This window comes from Arthrobacter sp. B10-11, assembly GCF_033142195.1.
In the GTDB taxonomy this organism is placed as follows: Bacteria; Actinomycetota; Actinomycetes; order Actinomycetales; family Micrococcaceae; genus Arthrobacter; species Arthrobacter oryzae_C.
On sequence record NZ_JAWMTH010000005.1, the window covers coordinates 245,596 to 267,499 of the forward strand.

Consider the following 21,904-nt stretch of genomic DNA (forward strand, 5'->3'; position numbering starts at 1 on the left):
TTAGACGTGTCCCATCGCATTTCGGTTGGCGTTGCGGATGTAGCAGGCCCAGCAGACCACGAGCATCAGGACGTAGGCCCCGACGAAGCCGTAGAAAGCGGGGGTGTATGAACCGCTGGCCGTGTTGGAGGCGTTCAGCACCTGCGGGATGACAAACCCGCCGTAGGCGCCGATTGCCGAGATCAGGCCCAGGGCCGAGGAAGCCAGGCGCTGGGTTGCCACCGAGCTGGCACCGTTGCGGGCTGCCCGGCTGTTGGTGGCGAAGATGATGGGGATCATCCGGTAGGTGGCGCCGTTTCCGAAGCCGCTGGCAGTGAAGAGCATCAGGAAGAGGACCAGGAAGAGCCAGAAATTCTTCAGCGGCAGGGTCCAGATCATGGTCAGCGTAATGACCGCCATGGAGGCGAAGGCTGCCACTGTCATGCGGGCGCCGCCCATGCGGTCCGCCATGCGTCCGCCGTAGGGGCGGGCCAACGAACCCACCAGCGGGCCGAGGAAGGCGAGGGACAGTGCCACGGTGCCCACTCCGATGGAGGAGAAAGCGGGGAAGTAGTCCTTGATGAGCTTGGGGAACACACCGGCGAAGCCGATGAACGAACCGAAGGTGCCGATGTACAGCAGCGCCATGATCCACAGGTGCGGTTCCTTCAGCGCAGCCACCGAGCCGGCCACGTCACCCTTGGCGCTGGTCAGGTTGTCCATGTACTTCCAGGCGCCGAATGCAGCGACGAGGATGAGCGGGACCCACATCCAGCCGGCCATGGGCAGGTTGACGCTGCCGGCGGCCAGGAGCGTGATGGCGATGGGGACGGCAAGCTGTGCGACAGCGGCGCCGAGGTTACCGCCGGCGGCGTTCAGGCCGAGGGCCCAGCCCTTTTCGCGGGCAGGGTAGAAGAACGTGATGTTGGCCATCGAGCTCGCGAAGTTGCCGCCGCCGAAGCCGGCCAGGGCTGCCACGAGGAGCATGACGCCGAACGGAGTTTCAGGGTTGGAGACGCACAGTGCGAGTCCAATGGAGGGAATGAGCAGCAGCAGGGCCGAGACGATGGTCCAGTTGCGGCCGCCGAACCTCGGGACCATGAACGTGTAGGGGATGCGGAGGGTGGCACCCACCAGGCTGGGCATGGAGATCAGCCAGAAGATTTCGGACGTGGTGAACGTGAAGCCTGCCGCGGGGAGCTGGACCACCACGATGGACCAAAGCTGCCAGACGACAAAGCCGAGGAATTCGGCGAAGATGGACCAGTTCAGGTTGCGCCGGGCGATCGAGCGGCCCTGGGTCTCCCACTGCTCCTTGTTCTCGGCATCCCAGTTGGCGATCCAGCGGCCGGGGCGGACTTCAAGGGCGGGGGCGTGAACGGTGCGGGTAGTGCCGGGCTGTGCGCCGGCCTCTGCCGTGCGGTCAACAGTCACGGTGTACCTCCTTCGGGGGTTTGTTGTCCTTCCAAGGTAGGGAGCGCGCGTTTCGTGAAGCGTCGCCGTTTGTTAACGTGCTGTGAAGTTTGCCTATCGGGGCTTTTGGGACGGTGTGAGGCGCAGTTAGTGAGACAAATCAAAAAGTCCGCATAGTGGACCCTTTGTCCAGTCGTTGGACCGCGGGAACTATTATTGAGAGATACGTATCCCTTAGCCGGGCAGTCTTTTTGGGGCGCCCGCCCGGTTTCTCACGAAAGCGTTACTACATGTCATCCACTGCAACCTCACCGCAGCCGGGGTCAGCCAAGCAGGTTAACTCGCGCGGGCGCGTGATCGTCGCCAGCCTCGTCGGTACCACCGTTGAGTTCTACGACTTTTACGTTTACGCCACTGCCGCTGTGCTCGTATTCCCCAAGCTGTTCTTCCCGGGACAGAACGAGACCACCCAGCTGCTGAGCTCCTTCGCCGTGTTCGGCGTCGCCTTCATCGCCCGCCCGCTCGGCTCGATTGTCTTCGGCCACTTCGGCGACAAATTCGGCCGCAAGGGCACCTTGGTGGCTTCGCTGCTGACCATGGGCATCGCAACGTTCCTGATCGGCTGCCTCCCCACGGCGCTGGTTCCGGGTTGGGGCTTCTGGGCTCCGGCCCTGCTGGTGGTCATGCGTTTCGCCCAGGGCCTGGCCCTCGGCGGGGAATGGAGCGGCGCAGCGCTCCTGGCCACCGAGAACGCCCCTGCCAACAAGCGCGCCATCTACGGCACGTTCCCGCAGCTGGGTGCGCCCATCGGCTTCATCATTGCCAACGTCATCTTCCTGGTAGCCAGCTACACGCTGTCGCCGCAGGCATTCGAAGCGTGGGGCTGGCGGGTTCCGTTCCTGCTCAGCGCCGTCATGGTGATCATTGGCCTCTACGTCCGCCTCAAGCTCATTGAAACGCCGGCCTTCACCAAGGTGCTGGAAAGCAACGAGGTTGCCAAGCTCCCGCTGGCCCGCGTCTTCAAGACCAGCTGGCGTCCGCTCATCCTGGGCACGTTCATCATGCTGGCCACGTACGTGCTCTTCTACCTGATGACCACGTTCACGCTGACCTACGGCACGCGTCCGGCGACGCTGGACGCCGCCAAGGCTGCTGCCGAAAAGGCCGGGAAGCCGATGACCGAGGCCGCAGCTGCCGCGTTCGTCCCCGGCCTGGGCTACACGCGCAACGACTTCCTGTGGATGCTGATTGCCGGCGTCGTATTCTTCGGCATCTTCACCCTGGTCTCCGGACCGCTGGCGGAGAAGTACGGCCGCCGCAAGATGCTGCTTGCCGTGACCGGCGGAATCTTCGTCTTCGGCCTGCTGTTCGTCCCGCTGTTCAGCGGCGGCTTTGTGGGCACCATGGGCCTGCTGATCCTCGGCTTCTCCCTGATGGGGCTTACGTTCGGCCCCATGGGTGCCCTGCTGCCGGAACTGTTCCCCACGAACGTCCGGTACACCGGCTCCGCCGTCAGCTACAACGTCTCCAGCATCCTCGGCGCAGCGGTGGCGCCGTTTATCGCCGTCGCGCTCTGGGAACTGGCTGACGGCAGCCCCGTCCTGGTGGGTATCTACCTGACGTCCATGGCGGTGCTGACCCTCATTGCGCTCTTCATGAGCAAGGAAACCCGCGATCTGGACTACGAGAACAACGTAGCCTGACCGCGTTCCGCCTGCATAAAACATGCCCGGCACCCCTTGACGGGGTGCCGGGCATGTGTCATTTTCCGCTCCTACCTCGCGTAGCGCTGCACGAAGTTGCCGAGGATCTTCATCGGTTCCGTGGCGGTGAACTGCCGGGCGTTCTCCATGAGTGTTTCGGCCGATTCCGGCGGGAAGTAGCCTGCGTGGCGGTAGATATCGATCCTGGTGACCAGCCCGTCCGCGTCGAGTTCGGGGTGGAACTGCGTGGCGTATAGGTTGGCCTTGATCCGGAACATGTGCACCGGGCAGGCCGCCGAGCTGGCCAGCAGCACCGCGTGGGAAGGGAGGACGGTGCAGGCTTCCTTGTGGCCGGTGAAAGCCGTGAAGCTTTCCGGAAGGCCCCGAAGCACGGGATCCTGCAGGCCATCCGCCGTCAGCTTGATGGTGGTCCCGCCCAGCCCCTCACCATAGGTCCGGTCGATGACGGCGCCCTGGTGCAGTCCCAGCGTGCCCACCCCGTAGCAGGCCCCAAGGAACGGGAAATCCGCCGGCACAATGCGGTCCAGCAGCAGGCGGAGTTCATGCTCCACCCGGTGCTGGGCCGGGCTCTTCTGGTCTGCCGGGTCGCTCGAGGTGAACGGGCTGCCGCCCACAATCACGCCGGAGTAGTCGGAGAGGTCCAGCTCCGGGAGGGGGCCGGCTTCCATCCGGATGCGCCGCAACTGCGCTGGCTCGAGTCCGCCAAAGCGCAGGTAGGCCTCGTATTCCTCTTCGGCGGCCTTGTCCTCGGCGCGCGATGCAAGCAGTAGAAATGGCTTCACACGCTAAGTCTGCATGGAGCCGCCCCCGGGCGCCATGGGCGCGCCGGGGGCGGCTCGGAATGCAGACGGAGGGAAGTAAGCCCTTGGGATCAGTCCTCGATAGTGGCGATCACGGCACCGGCGGAGACTGTCTCGCCGGCGATGGCGGCCAGGCCTGTGATGGTGCCCGCCCGGTGCGCCGTGAGCGGCTGCTCCATCTTCATCGCTTCGAGCACGACGACGAGATCACCTTCGGCAACAACGTCGCCTTCGGCAACGGCCACCTTCACGATGGTTCCCTGCATGGGGGATGTCAGCGCGTTGCCGCCGGCCGCTGCAGCCGGTCCGCCGGAGCGGGAGCGCTTCTTCGCCTTGGCCGGCTTGGCGGAGCCGCCACCGGCGCTGAACGAGCCGAGCGATGCCGGCAGAACCACCTCAAGGCGCTTGCCGCCCACCTCGACGACGACGCGCTGGCGATCGCCGGCGTCGGGCGCTTCAGTGTCGGTGCCGGTCGGCGTCCACGCCGGAATATTGTTGACGAACGCCGTCTCGATCCAGCGGGTATGGACTTTGAACGGTCCCTCTGCCGGGGCGAAGTCGGGGTTGGTGACCACGGCGAGGTCGAAGGGAATGACGGTGGGGATGCCCTCGACCACCATCTCCTCCAGTGCGCGCCGGGAGCGCTGCAGCGCCTGTTCGCGCGTGGCGCCCGTGACGATCAGCTTGGAGAGCATCGAGTCGAAGTTGCCGCTGATGACGTCGCCCTGCTCCACGCCGGAGTCGATCCTGATGCCGGGGCCGGTGGGGTTTTTCAGGGTGCTGATGGTGCCCGGCGCCGGCATGAAGTTGCGGCCCGGGTCCTCGCCGGTGATGCGGAATTCGATCGAGTGTCCGCGGATCTCGGGATCGTCGTAGCCCAGCTTCTCACCGCGGGCCAGCCGGAACTGTTCGCGGACCAGGTCGATTCCGGTGACTTCCTCGGAGACGCAGTGCTCCACCTGGAGGCGGGTGTTGACCTCGAGGAAGGAGATGGTGCCGTCCTGGCCCACGAGGAATTCGCAGGTTCCGGCGCCGAGGTAACCGGCCTCTTTGAGAATGGCCTTGGACGATTCGTAGAGGCGGCGGTTCTGGTCTTCGGTGAGGAAGGGGGCCGGTGCCTCTTCCACAAGCTTCTGGTTTCTGCGCTGCAGCGAGCAGTCGCGGGTGGAAACCACCACGACGTTGCCGTAGGCGTCGGCCAGGCACTGGGTTTCAACGTGCCGGGGGGCGTCCAGGAAGCGCTCGATGAAGCATTCACCCCGGCCGAACGCGGCCACAGCCTCGCGGACGGCTGATTCGAAGAGTTCCGGGACTTCCTCACGGGTACGGGCCACCTTGATGCCGCGGCCGCCACCGCCGAAAGCTGCCTTGATGGCTACGGGCAGGCCGAACTTGTCCACGAATTCGAGGATTTCCTCGGCGGACTCCACCGGATCAGCGGTACCGGGGACCTGGGGTGCGCCCACCTTTTCGGCGATGTGCCGGGCCTGGACCTTGTCGCCCAGGGCGGAGATTGCCTCCGGGGAGGGGCCGATCCACGTGATGCCGGCGCCGATGACCATGGCCGCGAACTGCGCGTTCTCGGCGAGGAAGCCGTAGCCGGGGTGGATGGCGTCAGCGCCGCACTGGTGGGCCACCTCGATGAGTTTCTCCATCACAAGGTAGGACTCGGCAGCGGTGTTTCCGCCCAGCGCATATGCTTCGTCCGCGAGGCGCACGTGCAGGGCGTCACGGTCCGGATCGGCATAGACAGCCACGGAAGCGATGCCTTCGTCGCGGGCGGCGCGGATGATGCGCACAGCGATTTCACCACGGTTGGCGATGAGGACTTTGCTGAGCCGCTTGGAGCTCGTCAGGGCGGCACCTGCGTTCCTGGGGGCGGTGAACTGCTCTGGACTTGCGGACTGCTCCGTATTTGCTGACAAGGCGTCTCCTTCTTTCCTTCAGGGAGCCTAGCGCGATTTTGAGGGTTCCGCCGATATTACTTGCGGATTCCGCGGGTAAAGCTCCTAACCTTTGTAGGGAAGCTACAAAGAGGTGCGAATTGGCTCACTCAGCGCGGACTTCTGCGGGGTCAATGGCGCCGCCGGTCCACAGCTCGGTGATGCCCACCTGCGCCTGGGCGAGCAGCCCGCGCAGGGTGGAAATGGAGAGCCCGACGACGGTGTGCGGGTCGCCGTCGACCTTCCTGATGAAGGCCCCGCCGTAGCCGTCGATCGTGAACGAACCGGCGCACTGGAGGGGCTCGCCGGTGGCGATGTAGGCATCGATTTCGTCCCCGCTCATCTCCATGAAATGGACCTCCGCAGAGGTCACGGAACCAAGCGTGGCGCCGGAGCCGGCGGCAGGGCCGGAGCCGGCGGTGTTCTCCGAGTCGTCGGGGTCGGTGTCGCGGCAGTCCACCAGCCAGTGGCCCGTGTGCAGCACGCCCATTGCGCCGCTCATGCGCAGCATCCGCTCCTTGGCGACGTCGGCCGTGTAAGGCTTGCCGTGCGCCTCGCCGTCGAACTCAAAGACTGAATCGCAGCCGAGCACCAAGGCGCCCTCCGCTTCGGGCAGCGAGGCGACCGCCTCCGCCTTGGCGCGCGCCAGCAGCAGGGCGGTGTCGTGCGGGTCCGTCACGCCGTAGCGGGCCTGGACCGCGTCTTCATCCACATCGGAGACCAGGATCTCGTGCCGGATGCCGGCGTGGCTCAGAAGTTTGGTGCGGGCGGGGGACTGGGAAGCAAGAATCAGGCGGGTCACCGGACCAGCCTAATTCCCCGGGAGTCGTGTTGTCGCTCGGTTCTTTTTCGCTCGGCTTTATTGTCGGGGCTTTACTGTCAGGGGTCGGCGGGATAGTTGGTTCATGGACGGGAACCAGGAACGGGAATCGCTTTCATCAGTGGCAAGACGCTATGACGGCGACCTCGTTAGCTTGATCAGGATGTGCAACCGCGCGCTTCAGGACATTACTCTGCCCGTGAGCAGTGCCGGGCAAATCGAATTCTGTCGGCGGCTGGACGAGCTTAGCTCCGCACTGGCCACTGTCAGGACGCGTCTTGAAGTGGCGGCTGTCCTAAGCCGTGTGCCGATAGCTACGTCCGGGGCGGGGACCTCCCCGATGGCAGCGGAAGCGGTTGACCGGCTCTTGCTGGCCCTCATTAATGTCGTAGCCCACCAGGACACTTGAGCTATGGGCGGCAATCAGAAATCCGCGGCGGATCCGGCAGCAGCAGGGTGCGGCTGCGCCTGCACGTGCGGTCAGGAGCCCGCCACGGCGGATCCGTCTTTAGCGCTAAACGAGGGCGCGCCGGAGCTGGACGCCGCCCGTTTGATCGATGAGATCCGGACCCTGGAGGACAGGAAGTCTGCCCTGGCCGCCCGTCAGGCCCGGCTGTCTGTCGCTTTTGACCAGCTGCAGCGCCGGCAGCAGGCCGACGCCGGTATCCCTGCTGACCAGCTCGGGGCGGGCGTCGGAGCCCAGATTGCCCTGGCCCGTCGCGAATCCCCGGCCAAGGGAAGCCGGTTGCTGGGTCTGGCCAAGGCCTTGGTTCCTGAGATGCCGCGCACCCTCGCAGCACTGGAGGCCGGGCAGTTGAATGAATGGCGGGCCACGTTGCTGGTGCGCGAAACGGCGTGCCTGTCCGCGGAGGACCGTTGTAGCGTCGATGAGGAGCTCGCTGCCGACTCCGGGACCTTTGACGGTGCCGGTGACCGGGGGATCGTCGCCGCGGTCCGGAGCGCTGCCTATCGTCGCGGCCCACGGTCCGTTACACAACGAGGGGCCCACGCCGCCACGGGGAGGCACGTCAGCCTGCGGCCGGCACCGGACACCATGTGCTACCTAACCGCGCTGCTTCCGGTGGCTCAAGGAGTGGCCGTCCATACTGCCCTGACCCGGCAGGCCGACTCCCTCCGTTTAGACGGCGATCAGCGTTCGCGGGGGCAGATCATGGCTGATGGCCTCGTCGAGCGCATCACCGGCACCCCCGGCGGGATCACCGGCATCGAAATCCAGCTCGTCATGACAGACCGGACCCTCTTCCAGGGCGACGGAGAACCGGCACGCCTCCCCGGCTATGGCGTGGTTCCCGGCGGCTGGGCACGAAGCATTGTCCGCGGTGGGGCCTCCGACGCGGCCCGGGACCAAGCTTTCAAGATCTGGATCCGTCGCCTGTACACCATCCCTGCTTCGGGCGAGTTGGTGGCGATGGATTCGCGCGCCCGGCTTTTTCCTGCGGGACTCCGCCGCTTCATCGAGGCAAGGGACGACACCTGCCGCACCCCCTATTGCGACGCCCCCATCCGCCATCTGGACCACATAGTCCCCTGGAACGGTGGCGGCGCTACAACCCGGGCCAACGGCGCCGGGCTCTGCGAAGCCTGCAATCACACTAAGGAAACGCCGGGCTGGGATTCACGTGCACGGCCGGGACCCAGGCACACGATTGAGATCACCATCCCCACTGGCCACACCTACTTTTCAACAGCACCCCCGCTGCCCGGGGCAAGCTTTAGTCACGGTGTTATGCACGCAACAAAGCCGCCCAGTGATCAAAGTGATCAGCGGACGGCTTGTTGATCTGCGTGGATCGCAGTGAACTTAGCGTGCCGTGGCGACTGCGTCCTCATCTTCGACAGGGAGGGATGCCAAGGTATCGTCCTGCCGGAGTTTCGCGCCCTCCACGTCCACGTCCGGGAGGATGCGGTCCAGCCAGCGGGGCAGCCACCAGGCCTTCTCGCCGAGGAGGTACATCACCGCCGGGACGATCGTCATCCGGACCACGAAGGCATCAATCAGCACGCCGAAGGCCATGGCGAAGCCGAGCGGCCGGACCATGTTCAGGTGCGAGAAGATGAAGCCGGCGAACACGCTGACCATGATGATGGCGGCGGCGGTCACCACGGCAGCAGCATGGCTGAACCCGCTGCGGACCGCGTGCTTTGCGGATTCACCATGCATGAACGATTCGCGCATGCCGGAGGTGATGAACACCTGGTAGTCCATGGCCAGTCCAAACAGCACACCGATCAGGATGATGGGCAGGAAGCTCAGCACCGCACCCGGATTTTCGACGCCGAAGACGGCGCCGAGCCAGCCCCACTGGTACACGGCCACGACGGCACCGAACGCGGCGGCCAGCGACAGCAGGAAGCCTCCGGTGGCCAGCAGCGGCACCCAGATGGAGCGGAACACGAGCAGCAGCAGGATCAGCGAAAGGCCAACCACAATTGCCAGGTACGGGGGAAGAGCGTCGCCGAGCTTGGTGGACACGTCGACGTTGCCGGCGGTTTGTCCGGTTAGTCCGATGGTGACGCCCGTGGAGTCCCTGATCTGGCCCTTTTCGGCGCGGAGCTCGGACACGACCTGGACGGTGCTTGCGCTCGCCGGCCCTTCATTCGGGATGACCTGGAACACCGCTGTGCGGCGGTCCTCGCTCAGGGCCAGCGGAACCGCGGCAGTGACATTTCCGGTTTCACGCAGGATGTCCGCGACGTCGAACTGCTTGGCCTGAGCCTCGGTTTCGCTCAGGCCCCCGGGAAGGTCGCCCACCACGATGATCGGGCCCGTCATGCCTTCGCCGAAGCTTCGCTTGGTGACGTCATAGGCCTTGAACGCCTGCGAGGCGACCGGCTCGGAACTTGCGTCCGGCAGGGCGAGCCGGAGCTGGCTGGCGGGCAGGGCCACCACGCCAAGCAGCACCACGCCGGCCAGCAGCGCGAGCCACGGGTGCTTGGTGACAATGCCGCCCCAGCCGTGGCTGCTGCGGTACTCGTCCCTGGCGCGGTCCTCGGTTTCGTGGCCGGGCGCGGCGTTGTGCTTCTCGGCCTTGGCCCAGGCCCGCTTGGAGATCAGCTTCCGGCCCACCAGGGACAGGACAGCAGGCGTCAGGGTCAGGGCCACGACGACGGCGACGGCAACCGTCGCGGCTGCCGAGAGACCCATGACGGCCAGGAACGGAAGGCCCGGGACCACAAGGGCTGCAAGGGCGATGATGACGGTCAGGCCTGCGAAGAGCACGGCATTGCCGGACGTTCCGGTGGCCAGGGCCACGGATTCCTCCGGGTCCATGCCGGCGAGCAACTGACTGCGGTGACGGTTGACGATGAACAGGGAGTAATCAATCCCGACGGCGAGGCCGAGCATCAGCGCCAGCATCGGGGAGACGGAGCTCATGTCCATGGTGCCGCTCAGTGCGAAGGTACCGCCTACACCGACGGCGACGCCGACGACGGCCATCAGGAGGGGAAGTCCTGCCGCAACGAGGGTCCCGAGCATTATGACCAGGACCAGGGCTGCGACCGCGATGCCGATAATCTCGGCGGTGCCGAACAGCTCGGAAATGTCCTCGCTGATTTCCTTGCTGGGAAGGGCTGTCACGTTGGCGGCGGACACCTCCTTGACGATGTCCTGGACTTCCTGGCGGACGTCCGGATTCAGGCCGTTGATCGAGGTCTTGAACTGGACCTGGGCGATGGCGGCCTTGCCGTCTTCGGAGACGAAACGGAGGCCCTCAGAGGCCTGCAGCTGGCGCTCGCCGAGCGCCAGCTTTGCCTCACCTGCTTCCAGGTCCTTGGTGCCGGCGTCGAGCTTTGCCTGGCCTTCCGCCAGGGCAGCCTTCTGCTGGCCGAGCTGTGCCTCGATCGCGGCGGCCGGCATACCGGCCGCGGCCATCTGCTGTTCCGCTGCCTCCAACTGGGCCTTTCCGGCTGCCAGCTCGGCCGCTGCCTGGTCGAGCCGGGCCTTGCCGGCGGCGGACTGCTCCTGCCCGGCGGCAAGATCCGCGGATGCCTTATCAAGCTGGGCCTGGGTTGCGAACGGGTCAACTGTGCCCTGGACATCGGGAAGGGTCCTGAGCTTGGTCAGCGCAGCCGCGACGGCGTCCTTCCCGGCCTGGCTGAACCGGGCGTCGTTGGATTCGAACACCACGCTCGCGGAGCCGCCGGAGGAGGAAGGGAGCTCCTTCTTAAGCTTGTCTGCCATCTGCTGGGTTTCCGTGCCAGGGATCTGGAAGTTGTTGGACAGAGTGCCATGGAAGGCGGCTGCCGCTCCGCCGACGGCCACCATCACGGCGAGCCACACGGAGATGACAAGCCAGCGGTGCCGGTAGGAGAACTTGCCGAGGCGGTAGAGCAAAAGTGCCATGTCAGTGCCGATCTGTGGAGGGGGTGGCGGTGGGCGCAAAGCCTGAGCCGAGCAGGCTCATGGAATCGATCAGGAGTTGCCGGAGGGCAGCCAGGGATTCCGGCGTGAGGGATCCGCCGTGCTGTGCGAACCAGACGTCCATGGCAGCTTTACCGCAGGAGATCAGGGAACCAGCCAACGCGCGGAGATAGAGTTCGTTGAGTTCCGCGCCCGGGTTCCGGGCGAACCGTTCGCGGGCGGCGTCGATAATTTCGGCGGTGCAGTGGTCCCAGGCTTCGAGTTCGGAGCGGTTGAGCTGCGGATTGGACTGCGACAGGCTGTACAGCTCGGCCATGGGGGCCACGGTCATGGGGTCCGCCAGTTGGATCAGTGCCGCCCGGGCCGACTCCAGGATGGGTTCATCAGCGGGCCTCAGCCGGAATTGAGCCAGGGCGTTGTCCAGGAAACCGTGGGTCACGGAGGCCAGTGCCGCCTCCGTGCTGCTGAAGTAGTTGAAGAACGTGCGCCGCGAGATACCGGCAGCCTCGGCGATGTCCTCAACGGTGAAGTTCCCCGGCCCCTTGCTGCGCAGGAGTTGGAGGGAGGCATCGGTGATCGCTTGGCGCGTGGCGGCCTTGTTGAGCTCCCGTCGCGAGGCAGGCGCAGGGGTGGTTTGAGTGTGGGGCACGGCATTACACTACGTGCATATTTACACTCTGTGCAAGTTTCTTTCTTGGCCCCGATTCACAGCTTCCTGACAGCTTTATGACAGCTCATCCTTATGTGGCTGGCGGACCCTTGGGGAAGGTAGGCGATCTGTACCTGCCACCGGAAGCAGCCGTGTTGCCGCGGCGGATCGAGGAGACGAGCCATGTCTAGTAGAAAGAAATTGGGCCTCGGCCTGGGCGCCGTTGCCCTGGTTGCCGGGGCCGGGATCGGAGTCAGCGGAATCGCATCGGCGGCCACCACGCCCACACCCACTCCGTCGGCCAGCGCATCCGCCGATGCCAACACTGACCACCCCGACCGCGGGCACAAGGGCGGCCGGCACGGCCACGGCGGAGGTGTGCGGGCATCGGAGCTCGCTGCCAAACTTGGTGTGGACGAGGCGAAGGTCACCGAGGCCCTCAAGTCGTTCCGTGAAGCCAACAAGCCGGCTACGCGGCCGGCCGAAGGTGAGAAGCCGGACCGGGAAGCCATGGAAGCAGCCTTGGCCAAATCCCTCGCGGAGTCCCTTGGCCTTGAGGAATCCAAGGTCACCTCAGCCATTGAGGAACTGCGCGCAGAGGAACGGTCAGAGCGGGCCGCGGCCCTGAAATCCCGGCTGGACAAGGCGGTCACGGACGGCAAGCTCACCCAGGCGGAAGCGGACGCCGTCACCAAAGCCGTGGAGCAGGGCGTGATTGGCGGCGGAGGCCGCTAGGCCCGCAGCACATCGCTTTCTGGCGGGCGGTTTCTAAGCCTTGGTGCCGGCCAGCTCGCGTCCGTTCGCTCCCTTAGAAGCTCCGGCGTCGTCGGCCGAGGGGTCTGCGGCGGGCACGGCGTCCTCGTCAACGAACGGGTCACCGTTGCGCTGCGCGTTGTACAGCGTCTCGTCCAGGATGCCCTGGCGCTTGGCGACGATCGTGGGGACGAGTGCCTGCCCGGCCACGTTGACGGCCGTGCGGCCCATGTCCAGGATCGGGTCGATTGCCAGCAGGAGGCCGACGCCGGCCAGCGGCAGTCCCAGCGTGGAGAGCGTCAGGGTCAGCATGACGACGGCACCGGTGGTGCCGGCGGTGGCTGCCGAGCCCAGGACCGATACGAGGGCGATCAGCAGGTACTGGCTGAAGTCGAGCTGGATGCCGAAGAACTGGGCCACGAAGATCGCGGAAATGGCCGGGTAGATCGCGGCGCAGCCGTCCATCTTGGTGGTGGCTCCCAGCGGCACGGCGAAGGAGGCGTAGGCGCGGGGGACGCCCAGGCTGCGTTCGGTGACGCGCTGGGTCAGCGGCAGGGTGCCCACCGAGGACCGGGAGACAAAGGCGAGCTGCACGGCGGGCCAGACGCCGGAGAAGTACTGCTTGACGGACAGCCCGTGCGTGCGGACCAGAACGGGGTAGACCACGAACAGGACGAGGGCCAGACCGACATAGATGGCGAAGGTGAACTTGCCCAGCGAGCCGATGGTGTCCCAGCCGTAGACGGCCACGGCGTTGCCGATCAGGCCCACCGTGCCCAGCGGTGCAATCCGGATGATCCACCACAGGACCTTCTGGATGACTGCGAGGGCGGAGGCGTTAAGGGTCAGGAAGGGCTCTGCGGCCTTGCCCACCTTCAGTGCGGCCACGCCGACGGCAATGGCGATCACCAGGATCTGGAGGACGTTGAAGCTGACGGCGGTGGTCACAGCGCCCGACTCGGCAACGGTGGAGCTGGCGCCCAGGCCGAGGAAGTTCTTGGGGAAGAGTCCGATCAGGAAGGCCCACCAGTCGCCGGACTTGCCGGAGTACTTGGCTTCCTGGGTGATGCCGGTGCTTGCGCCGGGCTGCAGCAGCACACCCAGCCCGATGCCGATGAGCACCGCGATCAGTGATGTGATGGCAAACCAGAGCAGCGTGTTCCACGCTAGTTTGGCGGCGTTGGAGACCTGCCGGAGGTTCGAGATGGAACTCACGACGGCGGTGAAGATGAGGGGGACCACGGCGGTCTGCAGCAGCGAGACATAGCTCGAGCCGATGGTCTGCAGGGTGGCGCCGAGGGCATTGGGGCTCGCCTTTGTACTGCCCGTGTACTTGGCCAGAAGGCCAAGGCCCAGGCCCACGATCAGGGCGGCGATGATCTGGAAGCCGAACGAGCCGGCCCATGCGGGCAGCCGGAAGCCGGTCTTTCCTGCGGGGGAGGGGGTGCTGGTTTGAGTGGTCACCCGAACACGCTAGGACCGGCCGACGTATCACGACGAACAGATGTTGAGAAATGTTACGCGGCAGATTTCGGCGGCCTGCAGCAAAATCCCTGAAAGTACGCCGGAAGACTGCCCGTTTGTGAAGTTATTCCCGGGCAGCGTGTGGCAAACGTCTCGCCCCGCGCCGCCACAAACGAGTTTTTGTCCAGATAAGCCGACTTCCGGGGCGGTTTGCTCGCGTTATCTGGACAAAAACTCGTCAGGCGGAAGGCAGTTACCCCAGCAACGCCCGCTTCAGGGTGTCCAGGCCAACCGAGCCGATGTTCAGCGCCTTCGTGTGGAAGGCCTTCAGGTCGAAGCCCGGCCGGGCTTCGAGCTCGCTGCGGATCTGTTCCCAGAGGCGCTGGCCAACCTTGTAGGACGGCGCCTGGCCCGGCCAGCCCAGGTAACGTGCGAATTCGAAGTTGAGCTGGCCCTCGCTGATCGCAAGGTTCGCCTTGAGGAAGTCGTAGCCTTTGTCCGGCGTCCAGGTGCCGCTGCCCCAGCGTTCCGGGACCTCCAGCTCCAGGTGCACACCGATGTCGAACACTACGCGGGCCGCCCGCATCCGCTGCATGTCCAGCATGCCCATGTGGTCGCCCGGGTCCTTAAGGTACCCCAGCTCCTGCATCAGCTTTTCGGCGTAGAGTGCCCATCCTTCGCCGTGGCCCGATGTCCAGCAGACGTTGCGGCGCCACTTGTTGAGCAGCTCCCGGCGGTAGATGGCCGTGGCGATCTGGAGGTGGTGCCCCGGTACGCCCTCGTGGAACACCGTGGTGGTCTCGGCCCAGGTGGTGAACGTGTCCTCGCCCGGGGGAACCGACCACCACATCCGGCCCGGCCTGCTGAAGTCGTCGGAGGGGCCGGTGTAGTAGATGCCGCCTTCGTCGGTGGGGGCAATCAGGCATTCGAGGGTCTGCATGATCTCCGGGATCTCAAAGTGCACGCCGGCGAGATCCGCCACCGCCTTGTCCGAGAGTCCCTGCATCCAGGCCTTGAGGGCATCAGTGCCCTTCAGCTGGCGGGAGGGATCGCTGTTCAGGACGGCCTTGGCTTCCTCCACGGAAGCGCCGGGCCGGATTTCGTCCGCTACCCGTTCCTGTTCCGCAATGAGGCGCTCCAGTTCCTGGACGCCCCAGGCGTAGGTCTCGTCGAGGTCCACTGTCGCGCCGAGGAATACCCGCGAGGCCAGCGCATAGCGGTCCCGGCCCACCGCGTCCTTGGCCGGGGCCACGGGCAACAACTCGTCGGACAGGAAGTTCGCGAGTTTTTCGTACCCCGCGCGGGCGGCGGCAGCGCCGTCGTCGAGCTTTGCCTGCAGGTCCGCGGACAGCGGGCCGTCCGCGGTCTTTGCCCCGGCGGCCATCTTGGCGAAGAACCCGTCCTCAGCGGCGTATTTGGTGGCCTGCTCGATGACGATGGACACCTGCCGGGCGGCGGAGACCTTGCCCTGATCCTTGGCGGACCGCAGCGACTCGATGTAGCCCTCGATGGCGCCGGGAACGCTGTGGGCGCGGCCGGCGATGTGCTCCCAGTGTTCCGTGGAATCGGTGGGCATCAGGTCAAAGATGGCGCGGATGTCCTGCGCCGGCGAGGAGATATTGTTCAGGTCGGCAGCATCCCAGCCGGATTCGTGGATTTCCAGCTCCAGCCCCAGCCGTTCACGCATGGCGTCGAGGGTGACGGCGTCCACGTCGTCCACCGGCTCCAGCCCGTCCAGGGCACTGAGTGCCTCCCGCGCCGCCGCGATGAACCCTTCGATGCCGGCGGGCGAGAAATCCTGGAACTCAGTTTCGTGGCCGGGCACTCCAAGCGTGGTGGCAAAGCTCGGGTTAAGCCTGATCAGGGTGTCCGTATAGGCGTCTGCGACGGCGTCGATGGCTGTTTGGGGGCGCGCGGAGGCTGCGGTTTCGGTAGTCACCCCACGAGACTAACGGGCCAGTCCCAGTTATGAAAGACTCACTGAACTTTTCGGTGTGTCAGTGAGCCGCGGCGGTCTGGCCGCGGAGCCGCAGGCGTTAGCCCCGGCTCCGCTTCCACGCTCCCGGTCCCGGAGTCGGGGCCAGTCGCAGCTGCTGCCGCCGCACCCAATGGCGGACGCTCGGCTTTGCATCGCCTTCCGGCTCGGCACTGCCGAGGGAGAGTACGACGGCGGCCAGCGCCGCCAGTTCCACGTCCGTCGGTTCGCCCTTGACCACCGAGAACAACGGCTCCTCTGCCGTCGTGTCGCCGGCTGCTGCCGCGTTCCCGGCGGGCTCCACTTCCGGGGTCACAGCGGAATGTTCCCGTGCTTCTTGGCGGGCAGGCTGGCGCGCTTGTCCCGAAGGGCACGCAGGCCCCTGATGATCTGAACCCGGGTTTCGGACGGCGCAATGACGGCATCCACGTAGCCAAGCTGGGCCGCCTGGTAGGGGTTGAGGAGTTCTTCCTCGTACTGCCGGATGACATCGGCGCGCTTGGCCTCGACGTCGCCGCCCGCCTCCGCGACTGCGGCAAGCTCGCGGCGGTACAGGATATTGACGGCGCCCTGGGCACCCATAACGCCGATCTGGGCCGTGGGCCAGGCCAGGTTCAGGTCGGCGCCGAGCTTCTTGGAGCCCATGACGATGTACGCTCCGCCGTAGGCCTTGCGGGTGATGACGGTCAGCTTGGGAACGGTTGCCTCGGCGTAGGCATACAGGAGCTTGGCGCCGCGGCGGATGATCCCTTGGAATTCCTGGTCTTTGCCCGGAAGGAAACCGGGCACATCCACCAGGGTGATGATGGGGATGTTGAAGGCGTCGCAGTGCCGGACGAAGCGCGCGGCCTTTTCGGAAGCCGAGATATCCAGCGTGCCGGCAAACTGCATCGGCTGATTGGCTACGATGCCTACCGTATGCCCCTCGATGCGGCCGTAGCCGATCATCACGTTCGGGGCGTAGAGGGACTGCATTTCCAGGAAATGGGCGTCGTCCACGATCTGCTCAACGACCTTGCGCATGTCGTAGGGCTGGTTCGCGGAATCCGGAATCAGTGTGTCCAGGGCGAGGTCGTCGCCGTCGACCTCCAGGTCCTGCTGGTGCTCCAGTACCGGGGCTTCGGCCAGGTTGTTGGAGGGGAGGAAGTCCAGGAGTTCGCGGACAAATTCGATGGCGTCCGCCTCGTCCGCCGCCAGGTAGGTGGAGGTGCCCGTGGTGGCGTTGTGCTGCCGTGCGCCGCCGAGGGTTTCCATGTCGACGTCCTCGCCGGTGACGGTCTTGATCACGTCCGGGCCGGTAATGAACATGTGGGAGGTCTTGTCCACCATGACCACGTAGTCGGTCAAGGCAGGGGAGTACGCGGCTCCGCCGGCGGAAGGGCCCATGATGAGGGAAATCTGCGGGACGACGCCGGAGGCGTGGACGTTGTTGCGGAAAATGTCCGCGAACATGGCCAGGGAGGCGACGCCTTCCTGGATCCGGGCCCCGCCGCCGTCGAGGATGCCCACTACCGGGCAGCCGTTACGGAGCGCGAATTCCTGGACTTTGACGATCTTCTCGCCGTTGACCTGGCTGAGTGAGCCGCCGTACACCGAGAAGTCCTGGCTGTACACGGCGACGGGACGGCCGTCCACCGTGCCGTAGCCGGACACCAGGCCGTCGCCGAGGGGCTTCTTCTTTTCCATGCCGAAGGCGGTGGAGCGGTGGACGGCCAGGGCGTCGAACTCGACGAAGGATCCCTCATCCAGGAGGAGGTCAATGCGTTCGCGGGCGGTGTTCTTGCCGCGGGCATGCTGCTTTTCGATGGCCTCGGGGCCGGATGGTTGCTCGGCACGCGCCTGGCGGTCGCGGAAATCTGCAATCTTTCCCGCAGTCGTTGTCAGATCGTGGCTCATCAAGTATCTCCGGCTCTGTAGCTGATGGTCGCTGGCCTGCGTCGCGACGGCGCTTAAGTAGCTTCCGCACAAAAACAGGACCCTGCTGGCTAGTCTAGTGACGCAAATGGCCCGGACCGCTGTAGAAAACCTACAATTTTCTGCCGTCGAGGGGCACCGGGCAGTATGTTACTCGCCGGTAACATACTTCGGTTAGAGTGTCCTTATGACTTCAAGCAACGATGCTTCGGGCACCGCCGCAGGGCCGTACCAGGCCGCCGGTTCCCTTCAGGGACGCACTATTTTGATGTCGGGGGGCAGCCGCGGCATTGGCCTGGCCATTGCCCTTCGCGCCGCACGCGACGGAGCGAACATAGCGCTGATGGCAAAAACCGGCCAGCCGCACGCGAAACTCGAAGGGACCGTCTTCAGCGCTGCGGAACAGGTGGAGGCAGCAGGCGGCCGTGCGCTCCCGATCGTCGGCGATGTGCGCAATGACGACGACGTCGCCGGGGCGGTTGCCGCCGCCGTCGAACGCTTCGGCGGAATCGACATTGTGATCAACAACGCCTCCGCGATTGATCTGTCCAAGACCGACGCCGTGGACATGAAGCGCTATGACCTCATGCAGGACATCAACGTGCGGGGCACCTTCCTGCTGTCCAAGCTGGCGCTGCCCGCCCTGCGCCGGTCACCGTCCGCCCACATCCTGACGCTCTCGCCGCCCCTGAACCTTGATCCCAAATGGGCGGGAATGCACCTGGCCTACACCATGGCCAAATACGGCATGAGCCTCACCACCCTGGGCCTGGCCGAGGAACTCAAGGAAGACGGCATCAGCGTCAACTCGCTCTGGCCCTGCACCCTGATCGATACGGCAGCCATCCGCAACATGCCCGGCGGCGAGAACATCGTCAAGGCTGCGCGCGGGCCGGAGATCATGGCTGATGCGGCCCATGCCGTGTTGACGGGAAGCAACCTTGCAGGAGACGAGGGCCCACGGAGCGGCAATTTTTATACGGATGAACAGGTGCTCGCCTCGGCGGGGGTGGCCGATTTTTCCCCGTACAGCCTCGGCGCGCCGGAGGACCGGCTGGTCCCTGACATTTTCCTCTGAGAACCGCTCAGCCCGCCGCCGCGGCCCCGCCAACTCGGTAGGATTCAACTATGGACGCCCCACAGCCCGCCGACGGCCAGGACCCGATCAACCCGCAGCCTTACGAGGCCCGCGCCGGACTCAGCCGGAGTGAGCTGGGCAGTGAGGATTTCCTGGCTGCCAACGGCATCACGCAGCTCACGGTGGTGGATTCGACAGGGTCCACCAACGCCGACCTCCTGCAGGGCGTCACCGTGGACCCCCGCGCGTGGCCGGACCTGTCCGTGCTGACGGCGGAGCACCAGACGGCCGCCCGCGGCAGGCTGGACCGGCACTGGGAGGCGCCGCCCCTGAGCTCAGTTCTGGTGTCGATTGTCCTCCGCCCGGTGAACGCGGAGGGTCGGCCGCTGCCCACCCATACCTACTCCTGGTTCTCGCTGCTCGCGGCCCTCGCCCTGCGTGAGGCGCTCCTGGAAACGGCGGGCATCCCTGCCGAGATCAAGTGGCCCAACGACGTCATGGTGCGGGGCAGGAAGATTGCCGGCATCCTGGCGCAGCTGGGACCCATGGGGGACGGCACCGTTCCGCCCGTGATCCTCGGCACGGGCCTCAACGTGACCCTGACGGCCGCGGAGCTCCCGGTCCCCACGGCCACGTCTGTCCTGCTGGAAAATGCCAGGACTGTCGACCGGACCGCGCTGCTCAAGAGTTACCTTTCACGCTTTGCCGCGCTCTACCGCAGCTTCTGCAATGCCGACGGCGACCCCGCTGCAGGGCTGGGCGGCGGACCCTCGCTGCACAAGAGGGTCGAATCGGTGATGTCCACGCTGGGCAAGCAAGTGCGCGCCCAGCTTCCCGGCGACCATGAGATTATCGGCCATGCCTCCCGACTGGACGAGTACGGCTCCCTCCTGGTGGTGGACGCGGCCAGGCATGAGCACGTGGTGACGGCCGGCGACGTCGTCCACCTCCGGCCGTGGACACCGCCAGGGTCGGGCGGCGGAACGGCAGCCGAGCCAGGGACTGGCGCCTCCGAAAGCGGATATGCGTAAAGACCTCCTGCCGGGCGAACAGGTCATCACTGTCACCCGGCCACAGCCCCGGAAGCTCTTTTTTCCGGGGCTGCTGTTCATCGTCGTGCCTGCCCTCGGTGCGTACGCCAGTGCCTGGATCGTGAAAGGCGGCCCGGCCGGACTGGTTCCGGTGTTAACCGGGGAGTGGACCCTCTGGCTCGTCGCAGTGTGCGCCGGGGGAGTTGCGTGGATACTGTTGGGGTACTGCCTGCCGCGGGTGCTCAAGTGGCACGCAACGCAGTACGTGCTGACCAGCCGGCGGATAGTTGCCCGTTATGGCATGTTGCGCAGGAGGGACATGCAGATTTCCCTCGCTTCCGTGCAGCACGTGGGTGTCAGCCAGTCGTTGTGGCAGCGCATATTGCGTTCCGGGAATATATCGTTGGATACCGGGCATGGTGCCGAAGCCGTGATCCCGGATGTTCCGGAGGCTGTGAGGTTTCGAAACTTCGTCCTGGACGCCATCGATGAACTGCCCGCCGGCATGATCTTCGAGGCAGACCGGGCGGCGCAGGACATGAGCGGGAATGCGGCGCACCACCGGCCGTGGGGTGTGGGACAGACGTGGGATACGAGAGAAGGTGGAGCAGATGAGCGCTGAGAACGCCGGACCGGGTGACAACGCCGGAGCAGTGGACGAGGCAGAGCCGTCTGAGCTGCCTTCGCCGCCCGACGCCGTAGTGGAGACAGCAACCCTGGAAGCAGCCGTCCTGGATACGGCCACTTTGGACACTGCTTCGGTCGAGGAGCCGGTGCTTCAAACGACCGTGCTTCAAACGCCGGTGCAAGGTGACCCGCCCGGCGACCCTGCCGCTCCCCCCACGGGGACCCTCTCTGCAGAACGGCTCGCAGCCAAGGCGCTCGAGGCCAGGCTCCTGGGCGGTGAGCGCAAGCTGCGCCGCCGTGAAGTGGCGGCCGGCGCGGGGCTCTCCCTGCTGTCCGCGCGCAAGCTCTGGCGCGCCCTGGGCTTTCCCAATCTCGGCGACGAGGATGTTGCCTTCACTGAGCGCGACCAGGCGGCCTTGTCCACCGTCGTGGATCTGGTGCGCTCGGGGAAGCTCACCGAAGAAGCGGCAATTTCGGTGACCCGCGCCATCGGGCAAATGACTGACCGCATGGTGGTGTGGCAAATCGAAGCCCTGGTGGAGGACATGGTCCACCGGCAGGGTGTCCCGGACGCCGTGGCCCGCAAGCGCCTGGTCAACCAGCTTCCGTCCCTGGTCGATGCCCTGGAAGAGATGCTGGTCTACTCCTGGCGCCGGCAGCTCAACGCCGGTGTCCAGCGTCTTGCCGTGCGGGCCGAGGCCGGACTGCAGGCCAGCGAAGAGGGCCGCGAGGGCGACGAGGATGATGCGCCGTTGCCGTTGGCGCGCGCCGTGGGTTTCGCCGACCTCGTTTCGTACACCAGCCTGTCGCGGCGCATGAACGAGAAGACGCTCGCGCAGCTGGTGCAGCGCTTTGAGAACAAGTGCGCCGAGATCATTTCGGTGGGCGGCGGCCGGCTGGTGAAAACAGTGGGTGACGAAGTCCTCTATATCGCCGAGACACCGGCGGCCGGGGCCGAAATTTCCCTCGCCCTGTCGCAGGCCTTCACCGAGGATGAGATCCTGCCCGAAGCCAGGGTTGCGATGGTCTGGGGGCGGATCCTTTCGCGCCTGGGCGACATCTACGGGCCCACCGTTAACCTCGCAGCCCGCCTGACCGCACTTGCCGACCCCGGCACGGTGCTTGTTGATTCGATGACGGCGGCAGCGTTGGAACACGACGAGCGGTTTGTGCTGGAGCCGCAGAAGGCAGAAGAGGTCCGCGGTTTTGGTGAGATCCACCCTGTCCTGCTGCAGCGCGGCAGCGGGCGCGGCCTGGTCCTGGACTAGTTTCTAAAATTGATGGTCTTATGACATAGTCGGACTGGCCCGGCTGTGTTGCACAGCGGGTACTGGCGTGCCCGGACAGCGT

At 65.7% G+C, this 21,904-nt stretch carries 17 protein-coding genes; 7 read left to right on the forward strand and 10 right to left on the reverse strand.

Annotated features, from left to right (window positions below):
• Positions 1 to 1,413 carry an MFS transporter gene (locus RW112_RS16630; protein ID WP_305940257.1) on the reverse strand — a complete coding sequence of 471 codons (1,413 nt, stop codon included), beginning with the start codon at positions 1,411 to 1,413 and terminating at the stop codon, positions 1 to 3.
• Positions 1,414 to 1,682: 269 nt separating this feature from the next.
• Between RW112_RS16630 and RW112_RS16635 the strand changes: the two genes are divergently transcribed.
• Positions 1,683 to 3,095, forward strand: a complete 1,413-nt coding sequence (locus tag RW112_RS16635) for an MFS transporter (RefSeq protein WP_305940258.1) — start codon at positions 1,683 to 1,685, stop codon at positions 3,093 to 3,095.
• Positions 3,096 to 3,166: 71 nt separating this feature from the next.
• Here RW112_RS16635 and RW112_RS16640 read toward each other — a convergent pair whose 3' ends face one another.
• From RW112_RS16640 to RW112_RS16650, 3 genes are all read right to left on the reverse strand, one after another.
• Positions 3,167 to 3,898: a glutamine amidotransferase gene (locus RW112_RS16640; protein WP_317782825.1), complete on the reverse strand. Its 732-nt coding sequence runs from the start codon at positions 3,896 to 3,898 to the stop codon at positions 3,167 to 3,169.
• Between the two features lie 89 nt (positions 3,899 to 3,987).
• Entirely contained in the window at positions 3,988 to 5,772 is a 1,785-nt protein-coding gene (locus tag RW112_RS16645; protein WP_317782946.1) for an acetyl/propionyl/methylcrotonyl-CoA carboxylase subunit alpha, read from the reverse strand.
• Positions 5,773 to 5,965: 193 nt separating this feature from the next.
• On the reverse strand, positions 5,966 to 6,661 hold the full coding sequence (locus RW112_RS16650; protein WP_317782826.1) for a Maf family protein: 696 nt from the start codon (positions 6,659 to 6,661) through the stop codon (positions 5,966 to 5,968).
• Positions 6,662 to 7,091: 430 nt separating this feature from the next.
• Between RW112_RS16650 and RW112_RS16655 the strand changes: the two genes are divergently transcribed.
• Entirely contained in the window at positions 7,092 to 8,480 is a 1,389-nt protein-coding gene (locus RW112_RS16655) for an HNH endonuclease (RefSeq protein WP_317782827.1), read from the forward strand.
• Between the two features lie 21 nt (positions 8,481 to 8,501).
• Here RW112_RS16655 and RW112_RS16660 read toward each other — a convergent pair whose 3' ends face one another.
• Both RW112_RS16660 and RW112_RS16665 read right to left on the reverse strand, forming a co-directional pair.
• On the reverse strand, positions 8,502 to 11,045 hold the full coding sequence (locus RW112_RS16660) for an MMPL family transporter (protein ID WP_317782828.1): 2,544 nt from the start codon (positions 11,043 to 11,045) through the stop codon (positions 8,502 to 8,504).
• A 1-nt stretch (position 11,046) separates the two neighbouring features.
• Positions 11,047 to 11,712, reverse strand: a complete 666-nt coding sequence (locus RW112_RS16665; RefSeq protein ID WP_317782829.1) for a TetR/AcrR family transcriptional regulator — start codon at positions 11,710 to 11,712, stop codon at positions 11,047 to 11,049.
• A gap of 183 nt (positions 11,713 to 11,895) precedes the next feature.
• On the opposite strand from RW112_RS16665, the gene RW112_RS16670 reads away from it, so the two are divergent.
• Positions 11,896 to 12,447, forward strand: a complete 552-nt coding sequence (locus RW112_RS16670; protein WP_317782830.1) for a hypothetical protein — start codon at positions 11,896 to 11,898, stop codon at positions 12,445 to 12,447.
• A 33-nt stretch (positions 12,448 to 12,480) separates the two neighbouring features.
• Here RW112_RS16670 and RW112_RS16675 read toward each other — a convergent pair whose 3' ends face one another.
• From RW112_RS16675 to RW112_RS16690, 4 genes are all read right to left on the reverse strand, one after another.
• A complete protein-coding gene (locus RW112_RS16675; RefSeq protein WP_317782831.1) occupies positions 12,481 to 13,929 on the reverse strand; it encodes a dicarboxylate/amino acid:cation symporter in 1,449 nt (482 codons plus the stop codon).
• Between the two features lie 253 nt (positions 13,930 to 14,182).
• The gene (locus RW112_RS16680) at positions 14,183 to 15,868 is read right to left on the reverse strand and encodes a DUF885 domain-containing protein (protein ID WP_317782832.1); all 1,686 of its coding nucleotides are present in this window, start codon (positions 15,866 to 15,868) and stop codon (positions 14,183 to 14,185) included.
• Positions 15,869 to 15,965: 97 nt separating this feature from the next.
• Positions 15,966 to 16,220, reverse strand: coding sequence for an acyl-CoA carboxylase subunit epsilon (locus tag RW112_RS16685; RefSeq protein ID WP_411709925.1), 255 nt, complete (start codon positions 16,218 to 16,220; stop codon positions 15,966 to 15,968).
• Positions 16,217 to 17,800 carry an acyl-CoA carboxylase subunit beta gene (locus tag RW112_RS16690; protein WP_317782833.1) on the reverse strand — a complete coding sequence of 528 codons (1,584 nt, stop codon included), beginning with the start codon at positions 17,798 to 17,800 and terminating at the stop codon, positions 16,217 to 16,219. Before RW112_RS16690 ends, RW112_RS16685 begins: the two co-directional genes overlap by 4 nt.
• 205 nt (positions 17,801 to 18,005) lie before the next feature.
• Here RW112_RS16690 and RW112_RS16695 point away from each other — a divergent pair, with 205 nt between their 5' ends.
• Genes RW112_RS16695 through RW112_RS16710 form a run of 4 tightly spaced genes read left to right on the forward strand, consistent with a single transcriptional unit; the run spans position 18,006 to position 21,822 of the window.
• Complete coding sequence (locus RW112_RS16695; protein ID WP_317782834.1) at positions 18,006 to 18,896, forward strand: NAD(P)-dependent oxidoreductase; 891 nt, start codon at positions 18,006 to 18,008, stop codon at positions 18,894 to 18,896.
• A 50-nt stretch (positions 18,897 to 18,946) separates the two neighbouring features.
• The gene (locus RW112_RS16700; RefSeq protein WP_317782835.1) at positions 18,947 to 19,927 is read left to right on the forward strand and encodes a biotin--[acetyl-CoA-carboxylase] ligase; all 981 of its coding nucleotides are present in this window, start codon (positions 18,947 to 18,949) and stop codon (positions 19,925 to 19,927) included.
• Positions 19,920 to 20,549 carry a PH domain-containing protein gene (locus tag RW112_RS16705; protein ID WP_317782836.1) on the forward strand — a complete coding sequence of 210 codons (630 nt, stop codon included), beginning with the start codon at positions 19,920 to 19,922 and terminating at the stop codon, positions 20,547 to 20,549. The genes RW112_RS16700 and RW112_RS16705 overlap by 8 nt, the downstream gene beginning before the upstream one ends.
• On the forward strand, positions 20,539 to 21,822 hold the full coding sequence (locus tag RW112_RS16710; protein WP_411709926.1) for an adenylate/guanylate cyclase domain-containing protein: 1,284 nt from the start codon (positions 20,539 to 20,541) through the stop codon (positions 21,820 to 21,822). Before RW112_RS16705 ends, RW112_RS16710 begins: the two co-directional genes overlap by 11 nt.
• The last annotated feature ends 82 nt before the right edge of the window (positions 21,823 to 21,904 follow it).